Below are 17,591 nucleotides of genomic sequence, written 5' to 3'. Positions count from 1 at the left end.
ACAGGAAGGAACAGCATGACAGATGTAACCGTAAAATCGCTGGCCGCAGAAATTCAGACTCCGGTCGATCGCCTGGTACAGCAATTTGCTGATGCGGGGATCCCTAAGTCTGAAAATGACGCGGTGACCCAGCAAGAGAAAGAAACCTTACTATCTCATCTGAACCGTGAACACGGTCAGGTCGGTTCAGCTAAGCTGACGCTGCAGCGTAAAACGCGCAGCACCTTGAATATTCCAGGCACCGGGGGTAAAAGTAAGTCGGTGCAAATTGAAGTCCGCAAAAAGCGTACCTATGTGAAGGGTGATGCAGAGGCTGAGCAAGCTCAGGCAGAAGCTGAAGCCGAGGCGCAGCGTGAAGCGGAAGAGCAGGCGCAACGCGAGGCTGAAGAAAAAGCCCGTCGCGAAGCTGAACAGAAAGCGCAACGTGAAGCCGAAGATAAAGCCAGGCGCGAAGCCGCTGACAAGGCCAAACGTGCAGCAGCGGAAAATGAAAAAGTGACAAATCAACCTACCGACGAAGTGACCAGGGCTGCGCAATCAGACAAAGCCCGTCGCGAAGCTGAAGCTGCCGAACTGAAGCGTAAAGCTGAAGAAGAAGCCCGCCGTAAGCTTGAAGAGGCTGCCCGCCTCGTAGCAGAAGAAGCCCGCCGTCTGGCTGAAGAGAAATCAGCTGAATGGGAAAAACCGGAAGAAGAGGATAAAGGCGACTATCACGTCACCACTTCGACCCATGCCCGTCAGGCGGAAGACGAAAACGACCGTCAGGTTGAAGCAGGTCGTGCGCGTGCGCGTACTACGGCTAAAGCTGCGCGTCCGGCGAAAAAAGGCAACAAACACTCTGAAGCCAAAACTGACCGTGAAGAAGCGCGTGCGCAGGTTCGTGGTGGTAAAGGCGGCAAGCATCGCAAACCTAGCGCACTGCAGCAGGGCTTCAACAAGCCAGCGCAGGCCGTTAACCGCGATGTTGTGATTGGCGAAACTATCACCGTAGCCGAACTGGCTAACAAAATGGCGGTGAAAGGTTCTCTGGTCATTAAAGCGATGATGAGAATGGGCGCCATGGCGACCATCAACCAGGTCATCGACCAGGAAACTGCACAGCTCGTTGCCGAAGAGATGGGCCACAAAGTGACCCTGCGTCGTGAGAACGAGCTGGAAGAAGCGGTAATGGACGATCGTGATACTGATGCTGCGCAGGAGTCTCGTGCTCCGGTTGTCACCATCATGGGCCACGTCGACCACGGTAAAACGTCCCTGCTGGACTATATCCGTTCCACTAAAATCGCCTCTGGCGAAGCGGGCGGTATTACTCAGCACATCGGTGCTTACCACGTTGAAACCGACAACGGTATGGTTACCTTCCTGGATACCCCGGGCCACGCCGCGTTTACCGCGATGCGTGCACGTGGTGCGCAGGCGACCGATATCGTTATCCTGGTGGTTGCAGCAGACGATGGCGTGATGCCACAGACTGTCGAAGCTATTCAGCACGCCAAAGCCGCTAAAGTGCCGGTTGTGGTTGCAGTGAACAAGTGCGATAAGCCAGAAGCGGATCCGGATCGTGTTAAAAACGAACTGACTCAGTACGGTATCATTCCGGAAGAGTGGGGCGGCGAAAACATGTTCGTTAATGTCTCTGCGAAAGCGGGTACCGGCATTGATGACCTGTTAAACGCTATCCTGCTGCAGGCGGAAGTGCTGGAGCTGACCGCTATCCGTGAAGGTATGGCGAGTGGCGTGGTGATCGAATCGTTCCTCGACAAAGGTCGTGGTCCGGTTGCCACCGTGCTGGTACGTGAAGGTACGCTGAACAAAGGCGACATCGTTCTTTGTGGTTTCGAATATGGCCGTGTTCGTGCAATGCGTGACGAACTGGGTCGCGAAGTCATGGAAGCGGGTCCATCTATCCCGGTTGAGATTCTGGGCCTGTCCGGCGTGCCGGCTGCGGGTGATGAAGCGACCGTGGTACGTGACGAGAAGAAAGCACGTGAAGTTGCGCTCTATCGTCAGGGCAAATTCCGCGAAGTTAAACTGGCTCGCCAGCAGAAATCTAAGCTCGAGAACATGTTTGCTAACATGACCGAAGGCGAAGTGTCTGAACTGAACATCGTTCTGAAAGCTGACGTTCAGGGTTCTGTGGAAGCAATCTCCGACTCCCTGCAGAAACTCTCCACCGACGAAGTGAAGGTGAAGATTGTGGGTTCAGGCGTGGGCGGGATTACCGAAACCGATGCGACCCTGGCTGCTGCCTCTAACGCCATCCTCCTTGGCTTCAACGTCCGTGCCGATGCCTCTGCGCGTCGCGTCATTGACGCAGAAAGCCTGGATCTGCGCTACTACTCTGTCATCTATAACCTGATTGACGAAGTTAAAGCGGCGATGAGCGGCATGCTGGCACCAGAGTACAAACAGCAGATCATCGGTCTGGCTGCGGTGCGCGATGTGTTCAAATCACCGAAGTTTGGCGCGATTGCCGGTTGTATGGTGACGGAAGGTAACATCAAGCGTCACAATCCAATCCGTGTCCTGCGCGACAACGTGGTAATTTACGAAGGCGAGCTGGAATCTCTGCGTCGCTTTAAAGATGACGTCAACGAAGTGCGTAACGGCATGGAGTGCGGTATCGGCGTGAAGAACTACAACGACGTTCGCGTTGGCGATATGATCGAAGTGTTTGAAATCATCGAAATTAAACGCACCATCGAGTAATAGACTGCTGATGTGTTGCAATTTGGGAGGCCTCTGGCCTCCCGAATTATTTGGGAGAAATAATGATGGCGAAAGAATTTGGTCGCCCGCAGCGCGTTTCACAAGAGCTGCAAAAAGAGATTGCGATGATCCTGCAGCGTGAGATCAAAGATCCACGTCTTGGCATGATGGTCACCGTATCAGGCGTTGAAGTCTCACGCGATCTCGCTTACGCAAAAGTGTTCGTGACTTTCCTCAACGACAAAGATGAAGAAGCGATTAAACATGGCCTGAAAGCGCTGAAAGAAGCGTCAGGTTATATCCGCATTCTGCTGGGCAAAGCGATGCGTCTGCGTATCGTGCCTGAGCTGACTTTCTTCTACGACAACTCGTTAGTCGAAGGGATGCGCATGTCCAATCTCGTCACCAGCGTCGTGAAGAACGATACTGAACGCCGTGGTCCGGACGCCACTGGCGATGACGAGGAGGCGTAATGAGTCGTCCGCGTCGTCGCGGTCGCGACGTCCATGGCGTGTTGTTGCTGGATAAGCCACAAGGCGTCTCGTCGAATGATGTCCTGCAGAAAGTGAAGCGTATCTTTAACGCGAATCGCGCAGGACATACCGGCGCGCTGGATCCTCTGGCTACCGGCATGTTGCCGATCTGCCTGGGTGAAGCGACTAAGTTTTCGCAGTATCTGCTCGATTCCGACAAACGCTATCGCGTGATTGCCCGACTGGGCGAGCGGACCGACACGTCAGACGCCGATGGCAACATCGTGCAGACGCGTCCGGTCAGCTTCACTCAGGCCGATCTGGACAGTGCTCTGGAGAGCTTCCGCGGCGAAACGCTGCAGGTGCCTTCGATGTTTTCGGCACTGAAGCATCAGGGACGCCCGCTGTATGAATATGCGCGTCAGGGCATTGAGATTGCGCGTGAACCGCGTCCCATCACTGTCTATGAACTGCAATTCATTCGCTGGCAGGATAACGAGCTGGAGCTGGAGATTCACTGCTCCAAAGGCACCTATATCCGCACCATCATCGATGACCTGGGCGAAAAGCTGGGATGCGGTGCGCACGTGATTATGCTGCGTCGCGTTCAGGTTGCCCGTTATCCGTATGAAAGGATGGTGACGCTGGAACAGCTTAACACCCTGCTGACGGAAGCCACAGAAGCCGGCATTCCACTGGAAACGCAGCTCGATCCGCTGTTGTTGCCAATGGACAGCCCCGCCTCTGATTTCCCTGAAGTGAATATCCCGCCTGCCGTGGCAGATTTCTTCCGCCAGGGACAGCCGGTACAGGCCAGCAATGCGCCTGCGCAGGGGCTGGTAAGGGTATCGGAAGGCGAAGCGCGTAAGTTTATCGGTATGGCAGAAATTGCCGACGATGGCCGGCTTGCGCCACGTCGTTTAGTGGTTGAGTATCAGGATTGAGCCAGGCGTTCACTTTTCGCTGATGGGGCATTTGCGTTGCTATCGGGCGCAGAGTAGAATAGCGCGGCTTTAAAGCGGGATGCTGAATTAGAGATCGGCACCCATACATTCATTTATTACTGGAGTTTATTATGTCTCTAAGCGTAGAAGCTAAAGCAGAGATCGTTGCTAAATATGGCCGTGGTGCTAACGACAGCGGTTCAACTGAAGTTCAGGTTGCCCTGTTGACCGCGCAGATTACCCATCTGCAGGGTCACTTCTCTGAGCACAAAAAAGACCACCACAGCCGCCGCGGTCTGCTGCGCATGGTATCTCAGCGTCGTAAGCTGCTGGACTACCTGAAGCGTAAAGACGTTGCACGCTACAGCAGCCTGATCGAAAGTCTCGGTCTGCGTCGCTAAGTCTGAAGAATCTGATCGTCGGGGCATTATGCGGGCTTTTGCACTCTGTGCAGCTTACGATCAGATTTGTGCGAGTTTCGTGAAGAGGGGGCCTTTATGGCCCCTTTTTTCGAGCAATCGGCAGCAATCCGGACCAAACTGATGTATTGTTGCTTAGTGTGATCTTTAGTTTGCAGAATTTCGCGCGGCTAATGAGAGGCTTTACCGCAGGGGCGGTCGAGGGTTGTCATTAGTCGCGAGGATGCAACTGAAGATTGGTAATCAATGGCGGGCTACAGATAGCCATGCCCCGAAGTTAAGGACTTTGATTTTGCTGAATCCGATCGTACGCAAATTCCAATATGGTCAACATACCGTCACGCTGGAAACCGGCATGATGGCTCGCCAGGCGACAGCCGCTGTTATGGTGAGCATGGACGATACTGCAGTATTCGTCACTGTAGTAGGTCAGAAAAAATCTAAACCAGGTCAGGATTTCTTCCCACTGACCGTGAACTATCAGGAGCGTACTTACGCTGCTGGTCGTATCCCAGGCAGCTTCTTCCGTCGTGAAGGCCGTCCAAGCGAAGGCGAAACCCTGATTTCGCGTCTGATTGACCGCCCGATTCGTCCGCTGTTCCCGGAAGGTTTTGTTAACGAAGTTCAGGTTATCGCCACTGTTGTCTCTGTGAACCCACAGGTTCATCCGGACATCGTTGCCATGATCGGTGCTTCTGCTGCACTGGCGCTTTCTGGTCTGCCGTTCAATGGCCCAATTGGTTCTGCGCGTGTTGGTTACATCAACGATCAATATGTCCTGAACCCAACCGCAGATGAGCTGAAACAGTCTCGTCTGGATCTGGTGGTTGCCGGTACGCAGAATGCCGTTCTGATGGTTGAATCTGAAGCTGAGATCCTGTCAGAAGAGCAGATGCTGGGCGCCGTGGTCTTTGGTCACGACCAGCAGCAGATTGTTATCGAAAACATCAATGCCCTGGTTGCTGAAGCGGGCAAACCACGCTGGGACTGGCAGCCAGAAGCGGCCAATACCGCACTGATTTCTCGCGTTGCTGCCCTGGCAGAAGCACGCATCAGCGATGCTTACCGCATCACTGACAAGCAGGAGCGTTACACCCAGGTTGGCGTCATTAAAGACGAAACCATCGCTGCGCTGCTGGCTGAAGATGAAACGCTGGATGGTTCAGAAATCGGCGACATCGTGCATAGCCTTGAAAAAACCGTCGTTCGTACTCGCATCCTGAATGGCGAGCCACGCATCGATGGTCGTGAAAAAGATATGATCCGTGGTCTGGACGTGCGTACTGGCGTATTGCCACGTACACACGGTTCATCACTGTTCACCCGTGGTGAGACGCAGGCACTGGTTACTGCAACGCTGGGTACGACCCGTGATGCGCAGAACCTTGATGAGCTGATGGGCGAACGTACCGACAGCTTCCTGTTCCATTACAACTTCCCTCCATACTCTGTCGGCGAAACCGGCATGGTAGGTTCGCCGAAGCGTCGTGAGATTGGTCACGGTCGTCTGGCGAAGCGCGGCGTGTTAGCGGTAATGCCTAAAGCGGAAGATTTCCCTTACACCATTCGTGTTGTTTCTGAAATCACCGAATCTAACGGCTCTTCTTCAATGGCCTCTGTCTGTGGTGCCTCACTGGCGCTGATGGATGCAGGTGTGCCAATCAAAGCCGCCGTTGCCGGTATCGCAATGGGTCTGGTGAAAGAAGATGAGAAGTTTGTTGTTCTGTCTGACATCCTGGGCGATGAAGATCACCTGGGCGACATGGACTTCAAAGTAGCCGGTAGCCGTGAAGGTATCACCGCGCTGCAGATGGACATCAAAATCGAAGGCATCACGCGTGAAATCATGCAGGAAGCGCTGAACCAGGCCCGGGGTGCACGTCTGCACATTCTGGGCGTTATGGAACAGGCTATCAGCACACCGCGTACTGAGATTTCTGAATTCGCACCACGCATTTACACCATCAAAATCAGCTCTGACAAGATCAAAGATGTGATCGGTAAAGGCGGCTCAGTGATTCGTGCACTGACCGAAGAGACCGGCACAACGATTGAAATTGAAGATGACGGCACCGTGAAAATCGCTGCGACCGATGGTCTGAAAGCGAAAGAAGCGATTCGTCGTATCGAAGAGATTACCGCAGAGATCGAAGTGGGCCGCGTTTACAGTGGTAAAGTGACCCGTATCGTTGACTTCGGCGCCTTCGTTGCAATCGGTGGTGGTAAAGAAGGTCTGGTTCACATTTCACAAATCGCTGATAAGCGCGTTGAGAAAGTGACTGACTATCTGCAGATGGGTCAGGAAGTACCGGTTAAGGTGATGGAAGTTGATCGCCAGGGCCGTGTACGTCTGAGCATCAAAGAAGCGACAGAATCTAAGCCGCAGGCTGAAGAAGCTGTCGCGGTGACCACGCCTGACGCTGCTGAATAAGTCGTTGCTGATTTGCCCCTCTCTGCCTGGCAGAGAGGGGCGTTTGTATCATCGCGAGGGCGGGAATCCTTGTGCACAGCAGGCGGATGACAGGATGGTTATCCCAATGTTTGTATTCGGGAGTGGGAAATGAAGCCTTTTCTGCGCTGGTGTTTTGTTGCGACAGCTTTGACGCTGGCAGGATGCAGCAACTCCAATTGGCGTAAGAACGAAGTTCTTGCAGTGCCTTTACAGCCCACACTGCAGCAGGAAGTGATACTGGCGCGCATGGAACAAATTCTTGCCAGTCGCGCTCTCACCGATGATGAACGCGCACAGCTGTTATATGAGCGCGGAGTGTTGTATGATAGTTTAGGTCTGCGGGCATTAGCGCGGAACGATTTTTCGCAAGCGCTGTCTATAAGACCAGATATGCCCGAAGTGTTTAACTACTTAGGCATATATTTAACGCAGGCGGGCAACTTTGATGCCGCCTATGAAGCGTTTGATTCTGTACTTGAGCTTGATCCAACTTACAACTATGCGCATTTAAACCGTGGTATCGCCCTCTATTACGGCGGTCGATACAAGTTAGCGCAAGATGATCTGCTGGCGTTTTATCAAGACGATCCTAACGATCCTTTCCGCAGTTTGTGGCTCTATCTCGTTGAACGTGAGATGGATGTCGACAAGGCAAAAGTCGCGCTTCAACAGCGTCACGACAAAGCGGTCAGAGATCAATGGGGATGGAATATTGTCGAGTTCTACCTTGGAGATATCAACGAGAAAACGTTGATGGAAAGTCTCAAGGCGGACGCAACGGATAACACCTCGCTCGCTGAACATCTCAGTGAAACCAACTTCTATTTAGGTAAGTACTACCTAAGTCTGGGGGAGAAGGACGACGCGAAAGCGTTGTTCAAACTGGCGGTGGCCAACAACGTCAATAACTTTGTTGAACACCGATACGCATTGTTGGAACTGGCGCAACTCGGCCAGGCACAAGACGATTTATCAGAATCTGACCAGCAATAGCTGACGAACTTAATTTGCCTGTAAAACCTGTTAAGTCATCATCTTAAAGGATGAAGGCTTTTCTGTTCGTCAAAACTTTTAATTTGAGCCGGTTCACACTTTTTGATGAAAATGACTGAAAGTTTTCACGACGAGTTATGTAGACTGGCCGCCGCAATCTAAGAGGCACGTGTACTACATGACTGATATTCAAACCACTTTTGCTGACCTTGGCCTGAACGCCGACATCCTTGAATCACTGAATGGCATGGGCTACGTAAAGCCATCCCCAATCCAGGCTGAGTGTATTCCTCACCTGCTGGCGGGCCGTGACGTGTTAGGCATGGCGCAGACCGGGAGTGGTAAAACCGCGGCGTTCTCTCTGCCGCTGTTACATAACATTGATCCTACTGTTAAAGCGCCACAAATCCTGGTGCTGGCACCTACCCGCGAACTGGCGGTACAGGTTGCTGAAGCAGTTACCGAATTCTCTAAACACATGCGTGGCCTGAACGTGGTTGCCCTTTACGGCGGCCAGCGTTATGACGTGCAGCTGCGCGCACTGCGTCAGGGACCACAGGTTGTTGTGGGTACGCCTGGCCGTCTGCTTGACCACCTGAAACGCGGCACGTTAGACCTTTCTAACCTGCGTGGCCTGGTGCTGGATGAAGCAGATGAAATGCTGCGCATGGGCTTCATCGAAGACGTTGAAACCATCATGGCGCAAATTCCAGCCGATCATCAGACCGCGCTGTTCTCTGCAACCATGCCGGAAGCGATTCGTCGTATCACCAAACGCTTCATGAAAGATCCACAGGAAGTGCGTATTCAGTCAAGCCTGACCACGCGTCCTGATATCAGCCAGAGCTACTGGACCGCTTACGGTCGTAAAACAGACGCACTGGTTCGCTTCCTGGAAGCAGAAGACTTTGATGCTGCCATCATCTTCGTGCGTACCAAAAACGCAACCATGGAAGTGGCAGAAGCGCTGGAACGTAGCGGCTATAACAGCGCCGCGCTGAACGGTGACATGAACCAGGCGCTGCGTGAGCAGACGCTTGAGCGCCTGAAAGATGGTCGTCTCGACATTCTGATTGCAACCGACGTAGCGGCCCGTGGCCTGGACGTTGAGCGCATCAGCCTGGTTGTTAACTACGACATCCCGATGGACTCAGAATCTTACGTTCACCGTATCGGCCGTACCGGTCGTGCTGGTCGTGCTGGCCGTGCGCTGCTGTTCGTTGAAAACCGCGAACGCCGTCTGCTGCGTAACATCGAACGTACCATGAAGCTGACTATTCCTGAGGTAGAACTGCCTAACGCAGAACTGCTGGGTGAGCGTCGTCTGGCTAAGTTTGCTGCTAAAGTTCAGCAGCAGCTGGAAAGCAGCGATCTGGATCAGTACCGTGCTCTGCTGGCTAAAATGCAGCCAGAAGAGGAAATGGATCTGGAAACACTGGCAGCCGCACTGCTGAAGATGGCACAGGGCGAACGTCCTCTGATTCTGCCACCAGAAGCACCGCGTCCGGCACGTCGCGAATACCGCGATCGTGACGAGCGTGATGGCCGTCGTGACAGCCGTGAAGCGCGTGGCGATTCTCGTGCTCCGCGTGAAAACCGCGAAAGCCGTGATGGCGATCGTCCACGTCGCGAACGTCGTGACGTTGGCGAAATGCAGCTGTACCGCATCGAAGTAGGCCGCGATGATGGTGTTGAAGTTCGTCACATCGTTGGCGCTATCGCTAACGAAGGCGACATCAGCAGCCGTTACATCGGTAACATCAAGCTGTTCGGTACCCACTCGACTATCGAGCTGCCGAAAGGCATGCCAGGCGATGTGCTGCAGCACTTTACCCGTACCCGTATTCTGAACAAGCCGATGAATATGCAGTTACTGGGTGATGCACAGCCGAACGAAGGCCGTGGTGACCGTCGTCCAGCTGGTGCTGGCGGTGAGCGTCGCAGCGGTCCAGGTGCAGGCGGTCCGGGCGCAGCTAACCGTGAAGGTGGTCGTCGCTTCTCTTCTGAACGCCGTGAAGGTGGTCGTGAAGGCGGCGGACGTACTTTCAACCGTGAAGGTAGCCGTGGTCCACGTCGTGAAGAGGGCGCAGCCGCCGCTCCACGTCGTCGTGATGCATAACGACTTAGCGTCGTAACAAAAAGGGAAGCCAGTGGCTTCCCTTTTTTTATGCCTGTCAGGCACCGCCGCTGATCATCACGCGCTCGCCGCTGACCCAGGCGGACTCTTCAGAGGCGAGAAACAGCGCAACCTGCGCCACATCTTCCGGCAGACCAAAGCGTCCCAGCGGCGTGGCAGCCAGCAGTTGCGCTTTGAGCTGCGGGCTCATCCTCTTCGCGGCCAGTAATCCCTCCGTCAGAATCATGCCTGGTGCCAGGGCATTAACCCGGATGTTCTTTGCGCCCAGCTCGCGCGCCAGTCCCTGGGTCAGGGTATCCACTGCGCCTTTGGTTGCCGCCCAGAGCACGGAACCCGGCGTGCTGTTTTTACTGTTCAGGGCGCTGAGATTAATAATGCTGCCGCCGTGCGCCGGGAAGTGATGAATCGCCTGCTGACAGACCATCAGCGTACCCAGCAGGTTAACGTTAATCTGCTGCTGCATCTCCTCCAGCGTCAGCGCCGCAAACTCGCCGTGATGAAAGCTGCCCGCATTGTTCACCACAATGTCGGGCGCGCCGAAGCACTCTGCGGTGGTGGCGAAGAGCCGTTCCACATCCCGCAGGAGAGAGATATCTGCCTGTACCGCCACGGCTTCACTGCCCAGGTTGACGATATCGCTGACCACGTCAGCCGCTCCCACTTCATCCTGACGATAATTAACCACGACGCGGGCGCCAGCCGCGGCAAAAGCGATGGCAATCGCCGCACCAATGCCTTTTGAGGCGCCTGTTACCAGCGCGATTTTATTCTGCAGTGCCTTCATTATGTTGTTCTCCGCCGTAATGATTGCGTCGAAAGACTATGCGCGCTGGTGCCGAAAAGCGGGTAGTGCAATCCTGCAAGCTTCTTGCACGATCCTGCAAAAGTAACGCAACGGGCCAGGTATTCCGCTCAGCGTCAGGTAATATCAGCACAGATAGCGGGAGGGGAGAACACAGTGACAGAGAGTGAGAAGTGGCAGGGGCTGGCGCAGTTAATTGCCCGTCATGCTCCGGAGGATGGGCGGCATTCAAGCGCCATAGATTGCCTGTTTTTTGGCCGGGTTTCAGCACCGACTGAGCCAATGCACTTTGCTCAATGGGCCAGTTTTGCCCTGGTGGCACAGGGCGGTAAGGCGCTGCATATCGGTGATGAGGTGCTGCACTATGGTCCGGGCGATCTGCTGCTGGTGACGCTGGATATGCCGGTGCGCGCCTGCGTCACCGTCGCCACGCCGGAAAAACCCAATCTGGGGATTGGTATTGCCATCAATGAATCCCGGCTGATGCGCTACCTCGAACAGTTTCCCCCGACGCTGCCGCTGGTGACACCAGACAGTGAACGCGGCGTCACCGTGCATAAGGTCTCACCTTTGCTGGTGGATGCGGTTATCCGGCTGGTACGCCTGCTTGACCATCCTGAGGACATTGAGGCGCTGGCCCCGCTCATTGAGCAGGAGATTTTCTACCGGCTGCTGACCGGGCCGGAAGGTTCGCGCATCCTGAATATGGCGCTGGCTGAGCGGCCGGGCAACCGGGTCGCGCAGGCTGCCCGCTGGCTGCGGGAAAATTTTCATCAGCCACTGAAGATCGATCGGCTCGCCAGCAGTGTCGGCATGAGCATCTCTTCGCTGCATCATCACTTCAAAGCCGTTACGGCCATGACGCCGATGCAATACCAGAAACAACTGCGGCTGAATGAGGCGCGACGTTTGATGATGGTAGAAAAGCTGGATGCCGGTACGGCAGGCTATCGGGTGGGGTATCAGAGCGCGTCGCAGTTCAGCCGGGAGTATCGCCGCCTGTATGGGCAATCTCCGGCCAGGGATAGTCGTCAGCTGGCGGTGAGCCCGGACAGATTGCGCCCACCGCAGAACTGATTACAGGCTGTTAGCCGCTTCCATCGCAATGGCGAAGGAGCGCAGGCGCGCTTCGGAATCAAAAATCTGGCCATTGACCATAATTTCATCCGCCTGGGTTTCACGCATCAGCGAGGCCAGCCCATGACGCACTTTGTCCGTATCGCCGACCAGCGACATGCTGAGCGCCTGCTGTACACCATACTGTTCTGATGGCGACCAGAGGTTATCCATATTTTCAACCGGTGCCGGTAACGGGCCCGGTTTGCCGCGGCGCAGGTTGATAAACTGCTGCTGCTGCGAGGTAAACAGGAAGCGCGCATCACGCTCACTGTCTGCGGCGATCACGTTAATGCAGACCATGGCATAAGGCTTGTCGAGACGCGCCGATGGCTGGAAGTTTTCACGGTAGACGTGCAGCGCCTGGAACAGTTGGTCAGGGGCAAAATGGGAGGCAAACGCAAACGGCAGGCCCATTTTCGCTGAAAGCTGTGCGCTGTAGAGACTGGAGCCGAGCAGCCAGACCGGAATCTGCAGGCCCAGACCGGGTACAGGCTGCACTGGCGGCTGCGCATCCGCTTCGGCATCGAACCAGCTAATCAGTTCAGCCACATCCTCGGGGAACGTGTCGATGTGCATGTTGGCCTGATGACGGCGCAGTGCCATCATGGTGCGCTGGTCAGAACCTGGCGCGCGACCTAAGCCGAGATCGATACGGCCAGGATAGAGAGAGGCCAGCGTACCAAACTGCTCGGCGATCACCAGCGGCGCATGGTTAGGCAACATAATGCCGCCGGAGCCCAGCTTCAGAGTCTCGGTATTCGCCGCCAGATAGCCAATCAGCACGGAGGTGGCTGCGCTGGCAATCCCCGTCATGTTGTGATGTTCAGCCAGCCAGTAGCGTTGATAGCCCAGTTTTTCAGCCTGACGCGCCAGCGCCAGCGAATTATGGAACGCATCCCGAGCGGTCGCGCCCTGTGGAATCGGCGCGAGATCCAGCACGGACAGGCGAAGAGGTTTTTTATCAGACATGACTACTCCCGTTGTATGGCGCAGGCGTTAAGTTAAGGCCTGCACCATTTAGTATTACGCATCATTTCTTATATTAAAACTGCTAACCTCAGCAGGAATATAGCCGGTATGTGCTTTTATTCAGGATGCCAGCGTCATGCCCGCCAGTTTGCGCCAGTAACCGTTACAATCACTGCCTTTTGCGACCATTAGCGGAGCCTGACCGTTTTCATTGGCGCGGAAACGGTCGATCTCTGCCAGCGTCGTCACATCCTGCGGCGAGAGCCGTATGCAATCGACCTGGCCGTGCATACCAGCCAGATCGTTACCCAGGTTATAGCAGTAGCCGCTCATGGTCTGAATGCCATTGAGGACGAACACCTGCTGCCCCTCCTGGGAGTTGACGCGCCGGCCTGTCGGATAGTTGATACAGCAGGTTTCGCAGTCATCTTTCGCGCGGTTTTCCGAGCGGGCGGTGAAGCAGCGCGCTGAGAGCGCCAGCGGCAGATGACCGTAGCCCAGCACCTCCACCTCAAACTGCTGCCGGATACCCCGCGTCTCGCACTGCTCCAGCAGCTGTAGCAGCCAGTCACGTGACATCTCCACCGGCATACACCAGCGCGTCATGCCCTCTTTGACCAGCAGCTGCAGCGTGTCGGCGTTATAAACATTGAGCGTCGGACCCGCGACAAAGGGCAGATGACGCTCAGCGGCCATGTTAACCGTGCCGATATCATTGGCTTCAATCAGGAACTCACCGTTCTCTACGTAACGCTGCAGCTCTTTCAGCTCAGAGGGCGATTGCAGCAGCGCCAGCGTGCTCAGCACCACCTGTTTGCCGCTGGCCGCGAGTTCACGAGCCAGCGCCATCCAGCGGGCATAGGGCGTGGCGCGACGTTTACTGCACACCGCTTCGCCGAGGTAGATAATATCCGCGCTACTGCGGGCAGCCTGCTGGTAAAAATCTTCCAGCGTATCGGTCGGCCAGTACCAGAGCACCGGCCCAAGGGCATATTGCATCATGACTCCTTATTGCCATTCACGGTGATAAGCACCCAGCGTGGTTTGCGAACCTTCTGAGAGATCGCCCAGCGTCTGCATCCACTGTGGTGCGACTTCAAACTGTTCCGGCTGCGCCTTGCAGCGATCAATTGCCTGACGCCAGACGCGCGCCACGTCAGCGACATAGGCAGGGCTGCGCTGACGGCCTTCGATTTTCACCGAGGCGATGCCTGCCCGCAGCAGTTCCGGCAGCAGCTCCAGCGTGTTCAGACTGGTGGGCTCCTCCAGCACGTGATAACGCTTGTCGTTAACCACATAGCGTCCTTTGCAAAGTGTCGGATAACCCGCGCTTTCGTCCGGGGCGTAGCGATCGATCAACACTTCATTAAGACGTGACTCCATGCCCTGCGGCGTCTGCTGCCAGCGCACAAACTTCGCCGGGGAGCAGGCACCGGCGCTGTTAGGCGATTCACCGGTCAGCCAGGAAGAGAGGTAGCAGCGGCCTTCCGCCATGATGCACAGGCTGCCAAAGGCGAACACCTCCAGCGGTACCGGTGTGCTGCGTGCCAGCTGTTTAACCTGGTGAATCGACAGCACGCGAGGCAGCACCACACGCTGCAGATTGAAGTGGCGATGGTAAAAGCGAATCGCCTCGAGATTGGTCGCCGAAGCCTGTACAGAAAGATGACGTTCGACCTGGGGATAGTGCGTCGCGGCATACTCCAGCGTGGCGATATCCGCCAGGATCAGCGCGTCAGCTCCGTTTTGCGCCGCCACATCAATCGCCCGCTGCCAGCGACCCATGCCATCCGGATGGGCAAAGGTGTTGATCGCAACATGCAGTTTGCGACGATGCTGATGAAGATAGCGCGCGGCTTCAGCCAGTTTTTTATCGGTGAAATTCAGACCCGCAAAATGACGGGCATTGGTGTCATCTTTCAGCCCCACATACACCGCATCAGCGCCATTCTCTACAGCGGTGCGCACTGCGGGTAAGTTTCCTGCCGGGCAGAGCAGTTCCATAGATATTCCTCTCAACATGCAGATGGGCGTCGAGTCTAGGCATCTGGTCCGGGCTGCGTGTTGATTTGGGGCAGTGAAATTCAAATTCATCCGCCCTGCGGCGCTTTTTTTCCTTTCATGGCAGCGGTTTTTATTGATCTCAGAGGAGGCGCGCAGAAAAGGATATGGCAATATACGTAAAATTTTCTGAAGGGAGTGACGAAAGTGTTAGAGCGGATACATGCCCATTGTGTGAAAAACGGTCCTAAAATCTTAGGGTTACCCGCTGCGTTCACCCCATTCCCGGTCAAAAAGTTGCTTCTGCAACAACTCTTAAACTGGCAATTTCGTCATGCTTTGGCTGAAGGTGAGTTAGACTTTCTGGATGGTCGCCTGCTGGGTATTGAAATTGCCGATCTCAATCTGCAATGGATAACCACGCTGCAGGACGGCCGACTGGCGGTATTGCAACAGTCCGAAGCGGATGTCTGGTTTCGGGGCAATGCCAATGATCTGTTGCTGGTGGCAGCACGTAAAGCAGATCCCGACATGCTGTTCTTTCAACGCCGGCTGGTGATTGAAGGTGACACTGAACTGGGACTTGAGGTGAAGAACGTAATGGATGCTATTGAACCCGAGGCTATGCCCACCGCGTTACGCACGGCAATTGAGCAGATGGCGGCATTTGTCGACGCCGGCATGAAACAGGACGCGAAGGCCGCACAGGCGCGCGCAGGTGCTGCATGTTGATTCGTAGTGAAATTGGCGTGGATGCCGCAGGCATCGACGCACTGCTCAGACGCTGCTTCAGTACCTCAGCAGAGGCGGAACTAACTCAGGCGCTGCGTGAAGATGGCTTGCTGACCTTAGGTGTGGTCGCGACGGATGACGAGGGACAGGTGCTGGGTTATGCCGCATTCAGTCCGGTCAGCGTGCAGGGTGAAGATCGCGGCTGGGTTGGGCTGGCACCGCTGGCCGTCGATGAGACGCTGCGCGGTCAGGGAATTGCCAGCAAGCTGATCTATGAGGGGCTGGATACGCTCAATGAATTTGGCTACAGCGCGGTAGTGGTGCTGGGCGATCCGGCGCTGTTCAACCGTTTTGGTTTTGAACCGGCGGCACGCCACGGCCTGCGCAGCCGCTGGCCGGGCACAGAGGCAACGTTCCAGGTCTACCGTCTGGCGGATAATGCGTATGACGGGGCGGAAGGGCAGATCGACTTCGCCGAACCCTTTAATCGCCAGCCGTAATACCCAGCCAGCTCTCCAGACAGCCGGGCTGGCCCGCCACCAGCAGTAATTTCTGCTGGCGGGTCAGCTGCTTGACCTGATACTCCAGCCTGGAGGCGCTGGCGCGATCGCCCGCGTCACAGTGAAACACCAGGTCCAGCGGCCCTTTGCCGCGCAGCGCGCGGGCGCCGCGTCCGCTCTGGTGCTGAGCGACCCGGCGCACCACATCCGTGGTGATACCGGTGTACAGGCTCCCTTTCGCCGTACGGACGATGTAGAGTTGCCACTGCTGACTCATCGCAATCATTTCCCAAAAAAAGGTGCCGGGCAGTGTAGCGCGCTTCACTCTCCGGTGCACCGCCAGGAGTTTATCTTGTCCGATCACGCCCATCTGGTTCGCTATCTGAGAAAGCAGCATGTGCTTTCACTCTGCTGTACCACCGACGATCAACTGTGGTGCGCTAACTGCTACTACGTCTTTGACGAGACGCGCATGGCCTTCTGGATCATGACGGAACCCGATACCCGCCATGGTGAGTTAATGCTGCAGAATCCGCAGGTTGCGGGCACCGTCAATGGCCAGCCCAGAAGTGTGCTGCTGATTAAAGGGGTGCAGTATCGTGGCCATGTTAAACGGCTGGAGGAGACAACAGAGCAGATCGCCAGAGCCGCTTACCAGAAACGTTTTCCGGTCTCACGCAAAGTGTCGGCACCGCTGTGGGAGATTGTGCTGGATGAAGTGAAGATGACGGATAATGCGCTGGGATTCGGCAAGAAAATTGCCTGGCAGCGGGAGAAATAGAAACGCCCTTTTCAGCAGAAAAGGGCGTCGCGGCTTACAGCGCTTCGAGGATCCGCAGGGATTCACGATTAAAGGCCGGTAAATCGGCCGGGGTGCGGCTGGTGACCAGCTTATCGTCGTCTACCACCACTTCCTTATCATGGAAGTCGGCACCGGCATTGATCAGGTCAATGGCAACGGCTTTAACGGTAGTCATCTTGCGACCGCGCACGCCGTTAGCGCTAATCAGCAGCTGTGGCCCGTGGCAGATGGCAAAAATTGGCTTGCCGCTGGCGACAAACTCTTTGGTAAAAGCAACAAAACGATCGTCGCCGCGCAGGGCATCGGGCGAGTGACCGCCAGGCAGGAGCAGGGCGTCAAATTCAGCCGGGCTGACGTCATCAATGCTGCGATCGATGGTCACTTCCGCTTCGCCTTTCTTGCCTTTAACGACATTACCGGCTTGTTTCTCAATGGTAACCACCTCAAAACCAGCGCGTTTGTAAACTTCCGCAGGTGAGGTAAATTCTGAGTCTTCAAATTCATCGGTAATTAAAACCGCCACTTTCTTGCTCATTTTT

General features: G+C 55.4%; 18 protein-coding genes. 12 read left to right on the top strand and 6 right to left on the bottom strand.

Annotated elements, in window-relative coordinates:
* The first annotated feature begins 15 nt into the window (after positions 1–15).
* The 8 genes from infB (at position 16) to OK412_RS15720 (ending at position 10,109) form a co-directional block, all read left to right on the top strand.
* Positions 16–2,709 (top strand): translation initiation factor IF-2, encoded by a 2,694-nt coding sequence (gene infB, locus OK412_RS15750; RefSeq protein ID WP_010251789.1) that lies wholly within the window; start codon positions 16–18, stop codon positions 2,707–2,709.
* Positions 2,710–2,774: 65 nt separating this feature from the next.
* Entirely contained in the window at positions 2,775–3,182 is a 408-nt protein-coding gene (rbfA, locus tag OK412_RS15745; RefSeq protein ID WP_010251785.1) for a 30S ribosome-binding factor RbfA, read from the top strand.
* Positions 3,182–4,126: a tRNA pseudouridine(55) synthase TruB gene (truB, locus tag OK412_RS15740; RefSeq protein WP_010671805.1), complete on the top strand. Its 945-nt coding sequence runs from the start codon at positions 3,182–3,184 to the stop codon at positions 4,124–4,126. Before rbfA ends, truB begins: the two co-directional genes overlap by 1 nt.
* Before the next feature lie 131 nt (positions 4,127–4,257).
* Positions 4,258–4,527 carry a 30S ribosomal protein S15 gene (gene rpsO, locus OK412_RS15735; RefSeq protein ID WP_003851063.1) on the top strand — a complete coding sequence of 90 codons (270 nt, stop codon included), beginning with the start codon at positions 4,258–4,260 and terminating at the stop codon, positions 4,525–4,527.
* 310 nt (positions 4,528–4,837) lie between these two features.
* Positions 4,838–6,976: a polyribonucleotide nucleotidyltransferase gene (gene pnp / locus OK412_RS15730; protein ID WP_010251767.1), complete on the top strand. Its 2,139-nt coding sequence runs from the start codon at positions 4,838–4,840 to the stop codon at positions 6,974–6,976.
* 129 nt (positions 6,977–7,105) lie between these two features.
* Complete coding sequence (gene nlpI, locus OK412_RS15725) at positions 7,106–7,990, top strand: lipoprotein NlpI (RefSeq protein ID WP_010251765.1); 885 nt, start codon at positions 7,106–7,108, stop codon at positions 7,988–7,990.
* Between the two features lie 105 nt (positions 7,991–8,095).
* Positions 8,096–8,152, top strand: a complete 57-nt coding sequence (gene yrbN / locus OK412_RS23550) for a protein YrbN (protein ID WP_098053093.1) — start codon at positions 8,096–8,098, stop codon at positions 8,150–8,152.
* 16 nt (positions 8,153–8,168) lie between these two features.
* The gene (locus tag OK412_RS15720; RefSeq protein WP_031592043.1) at positions 8,169–10,109 is read left to right on the top strand and encodes a DEAD/DEAH family ATP-dependent RNA helicase; all 1,941 of its coding nucleotides are present in this window, start codon (positions 8,169–8,171) and stop codon (positions 10,107–10,109) included.
* A gap of 55 nt (positions 10,110–10,164) precedes the next feature.
* Here OK412_RS15720 and OK412_RS15715 read toward each other — a convergent pair whose 3' ends face one another.
* Positions 10,165–10,911, bottom strand: a complete 747-nt coding sequence (locus OK412_RS15715; protein WP_010671804.1) for an SDR family NAD(P)-dependent oxidoreductase — start codon at positions 10,909–10,911, stop codon at positions 10,165–10,167.
* Positions 10,912–11,085: 174 nt separating this feature from the next.
* Between OK412_RS15715 and OK412_RS15710 the strand changes: the two genes are divergently transcribed.
* A complete protein-coding gene (locus OK412_RS15710) occupies positions 11,086–12,006 on the top strand; it encodes an AraC family transcriptional regulator (RefSeq protein ID WP_033770876.1) in 921 nt (306 codons plus the stop codon).
* On the opposite strand, the gene OK412_RS15705 is transcribed toward OK412_RS15710, so the two are convergent.
* From OK412_RS15705 to ubiU, 3 genes are all read right to left on the bottom strand, one after another.
* The gene (locus tag OK412_RS15705) at positions 12,007–13,017 is read right to left on the bottom strand and encodes a luciferase-like monooxygenase (protein WP_010251755.1); all 1,011 of its coding nucleotides are present in this window, start codon (positions 13,015–13,017) and stop codon (positions 12,007–12,009) included. It abuts the gene before it with no gap.
* Positions 13,018–13,137: 120 nt separating this feature from the next.
* Entirely contained in the window at positions 13,138–14,016 is an 879-nt protein-coding gene (locus OK412_RS15700; protein ID WP_033759648.1) for a U32 family peptidase, read from the bottom strand.
* Positions 14,017–14,025: 9 nt separating this feature from the next.
* The gene (ubiU, locus tag OK412_RS15695) at positions 14,026–15,021 is read right to left on the bottom strand and encodes a ubiquinone anaerobic biosynthesis protein UbiU (RefSeq protein WP_062759370.1); all 996 of its coding nucleotides are present in this window, start codon (positions 15,019–15,021) and stop codon (positions 14,026–14,028) included.
* Positions 15,022–15,225: 204 nt separating this feature from the next.
* On the opposite strand from ubiU, the gene ubiT reads away from it, so the two are divergent.
* Positions 15,226–15,750 (top strand): ubiquinone anaerobic biosynthesis accessory factor UbiT, encoded by a 525-nt coding sequence (gene ubiT / locus OK412_RS15690; protein ID WP_010251750.1) that lies wholly within the window; start codon positions 15,226–15,228, stop codon positions 15,748–15,750.
* Positions 15,744–16,250, top strand: coding sequence for a GNAT family N-acetyltransferase (locus OK412_RS15685; RefSeq protein WP_033759650.1), 507 nt, complete (start codon positions 15,744–15,746; stop codon positions 16,248–16,250). Before ubiT ends, OK412_RS15685 begins: the two co-directional genes overlap by 7 nt.
* Here OK412_RS15685 and OK412_RS15680 read toward each other — a convergent pair.
* On the bottom strand, positions 16,234–16,527 hold the full coding sequence (locus OK412_RS15680; protein ID WP_031292823.1) for a GIY-YIG nuclease family protein: 294 nt from the start codon (positions 16,525–16,527) through the stop codon (positions 16,234–16,236). The genes OK412_RS15685 and OK412_RS15680 overlap by 17 nt on opposite strands.
* A gap of 75 nt (positions 16,528–16,602) precedes the next feature.
* On the opposite strand from OK412_RS15680, the gene OK412_RS15675 reads away from it, so the two are divergent.
* Positions 16,603–17,031, top strand: coding sequence for a YhbP family protein (locus tag OK412_RS15675; protein WP_172608698.1), 429 nt, complete (start codon positions 16,603–16,605; stop codon positions 17,029–17,031).
* Positions 17,032–17,065: 34 nt separating this feature from the next.
* On the opposite strand, the gene OK412_RS15670 is transcribed toward OK412_RS15675, so the two are convergent.
* Positions 17,066–17,587 carry a type 1 glutamine amidotransferase domain-containing protein gene (locus OK412_RS15670; protein WP_010251739.1) on the bottom strand — a complete coding sequence of 174 codons (522 nt, stop codon included), beginning with the start codon at positions 17,585–17,587 and terminating at the stop codon, positions 17,066–17,068.
* Between the last annotated feature and the right edge of the window lie 4 nt (positions 17,588–17,591).

This window comes from Pantoea sp. JV6, assembly GCF_025910055.1.
Lineage (GTDB): Bacteria > Pseudomonadota > Gammaproteobacteria > Enterobacterales > Enterobacteriaceae > Pantoea > Pantoea agglomerans.
The sequence above is the reverse complement of the archived record's forward strand: the minus strand, read 5'-3'. Positions and strand labels throughout refer to the sequence as shown.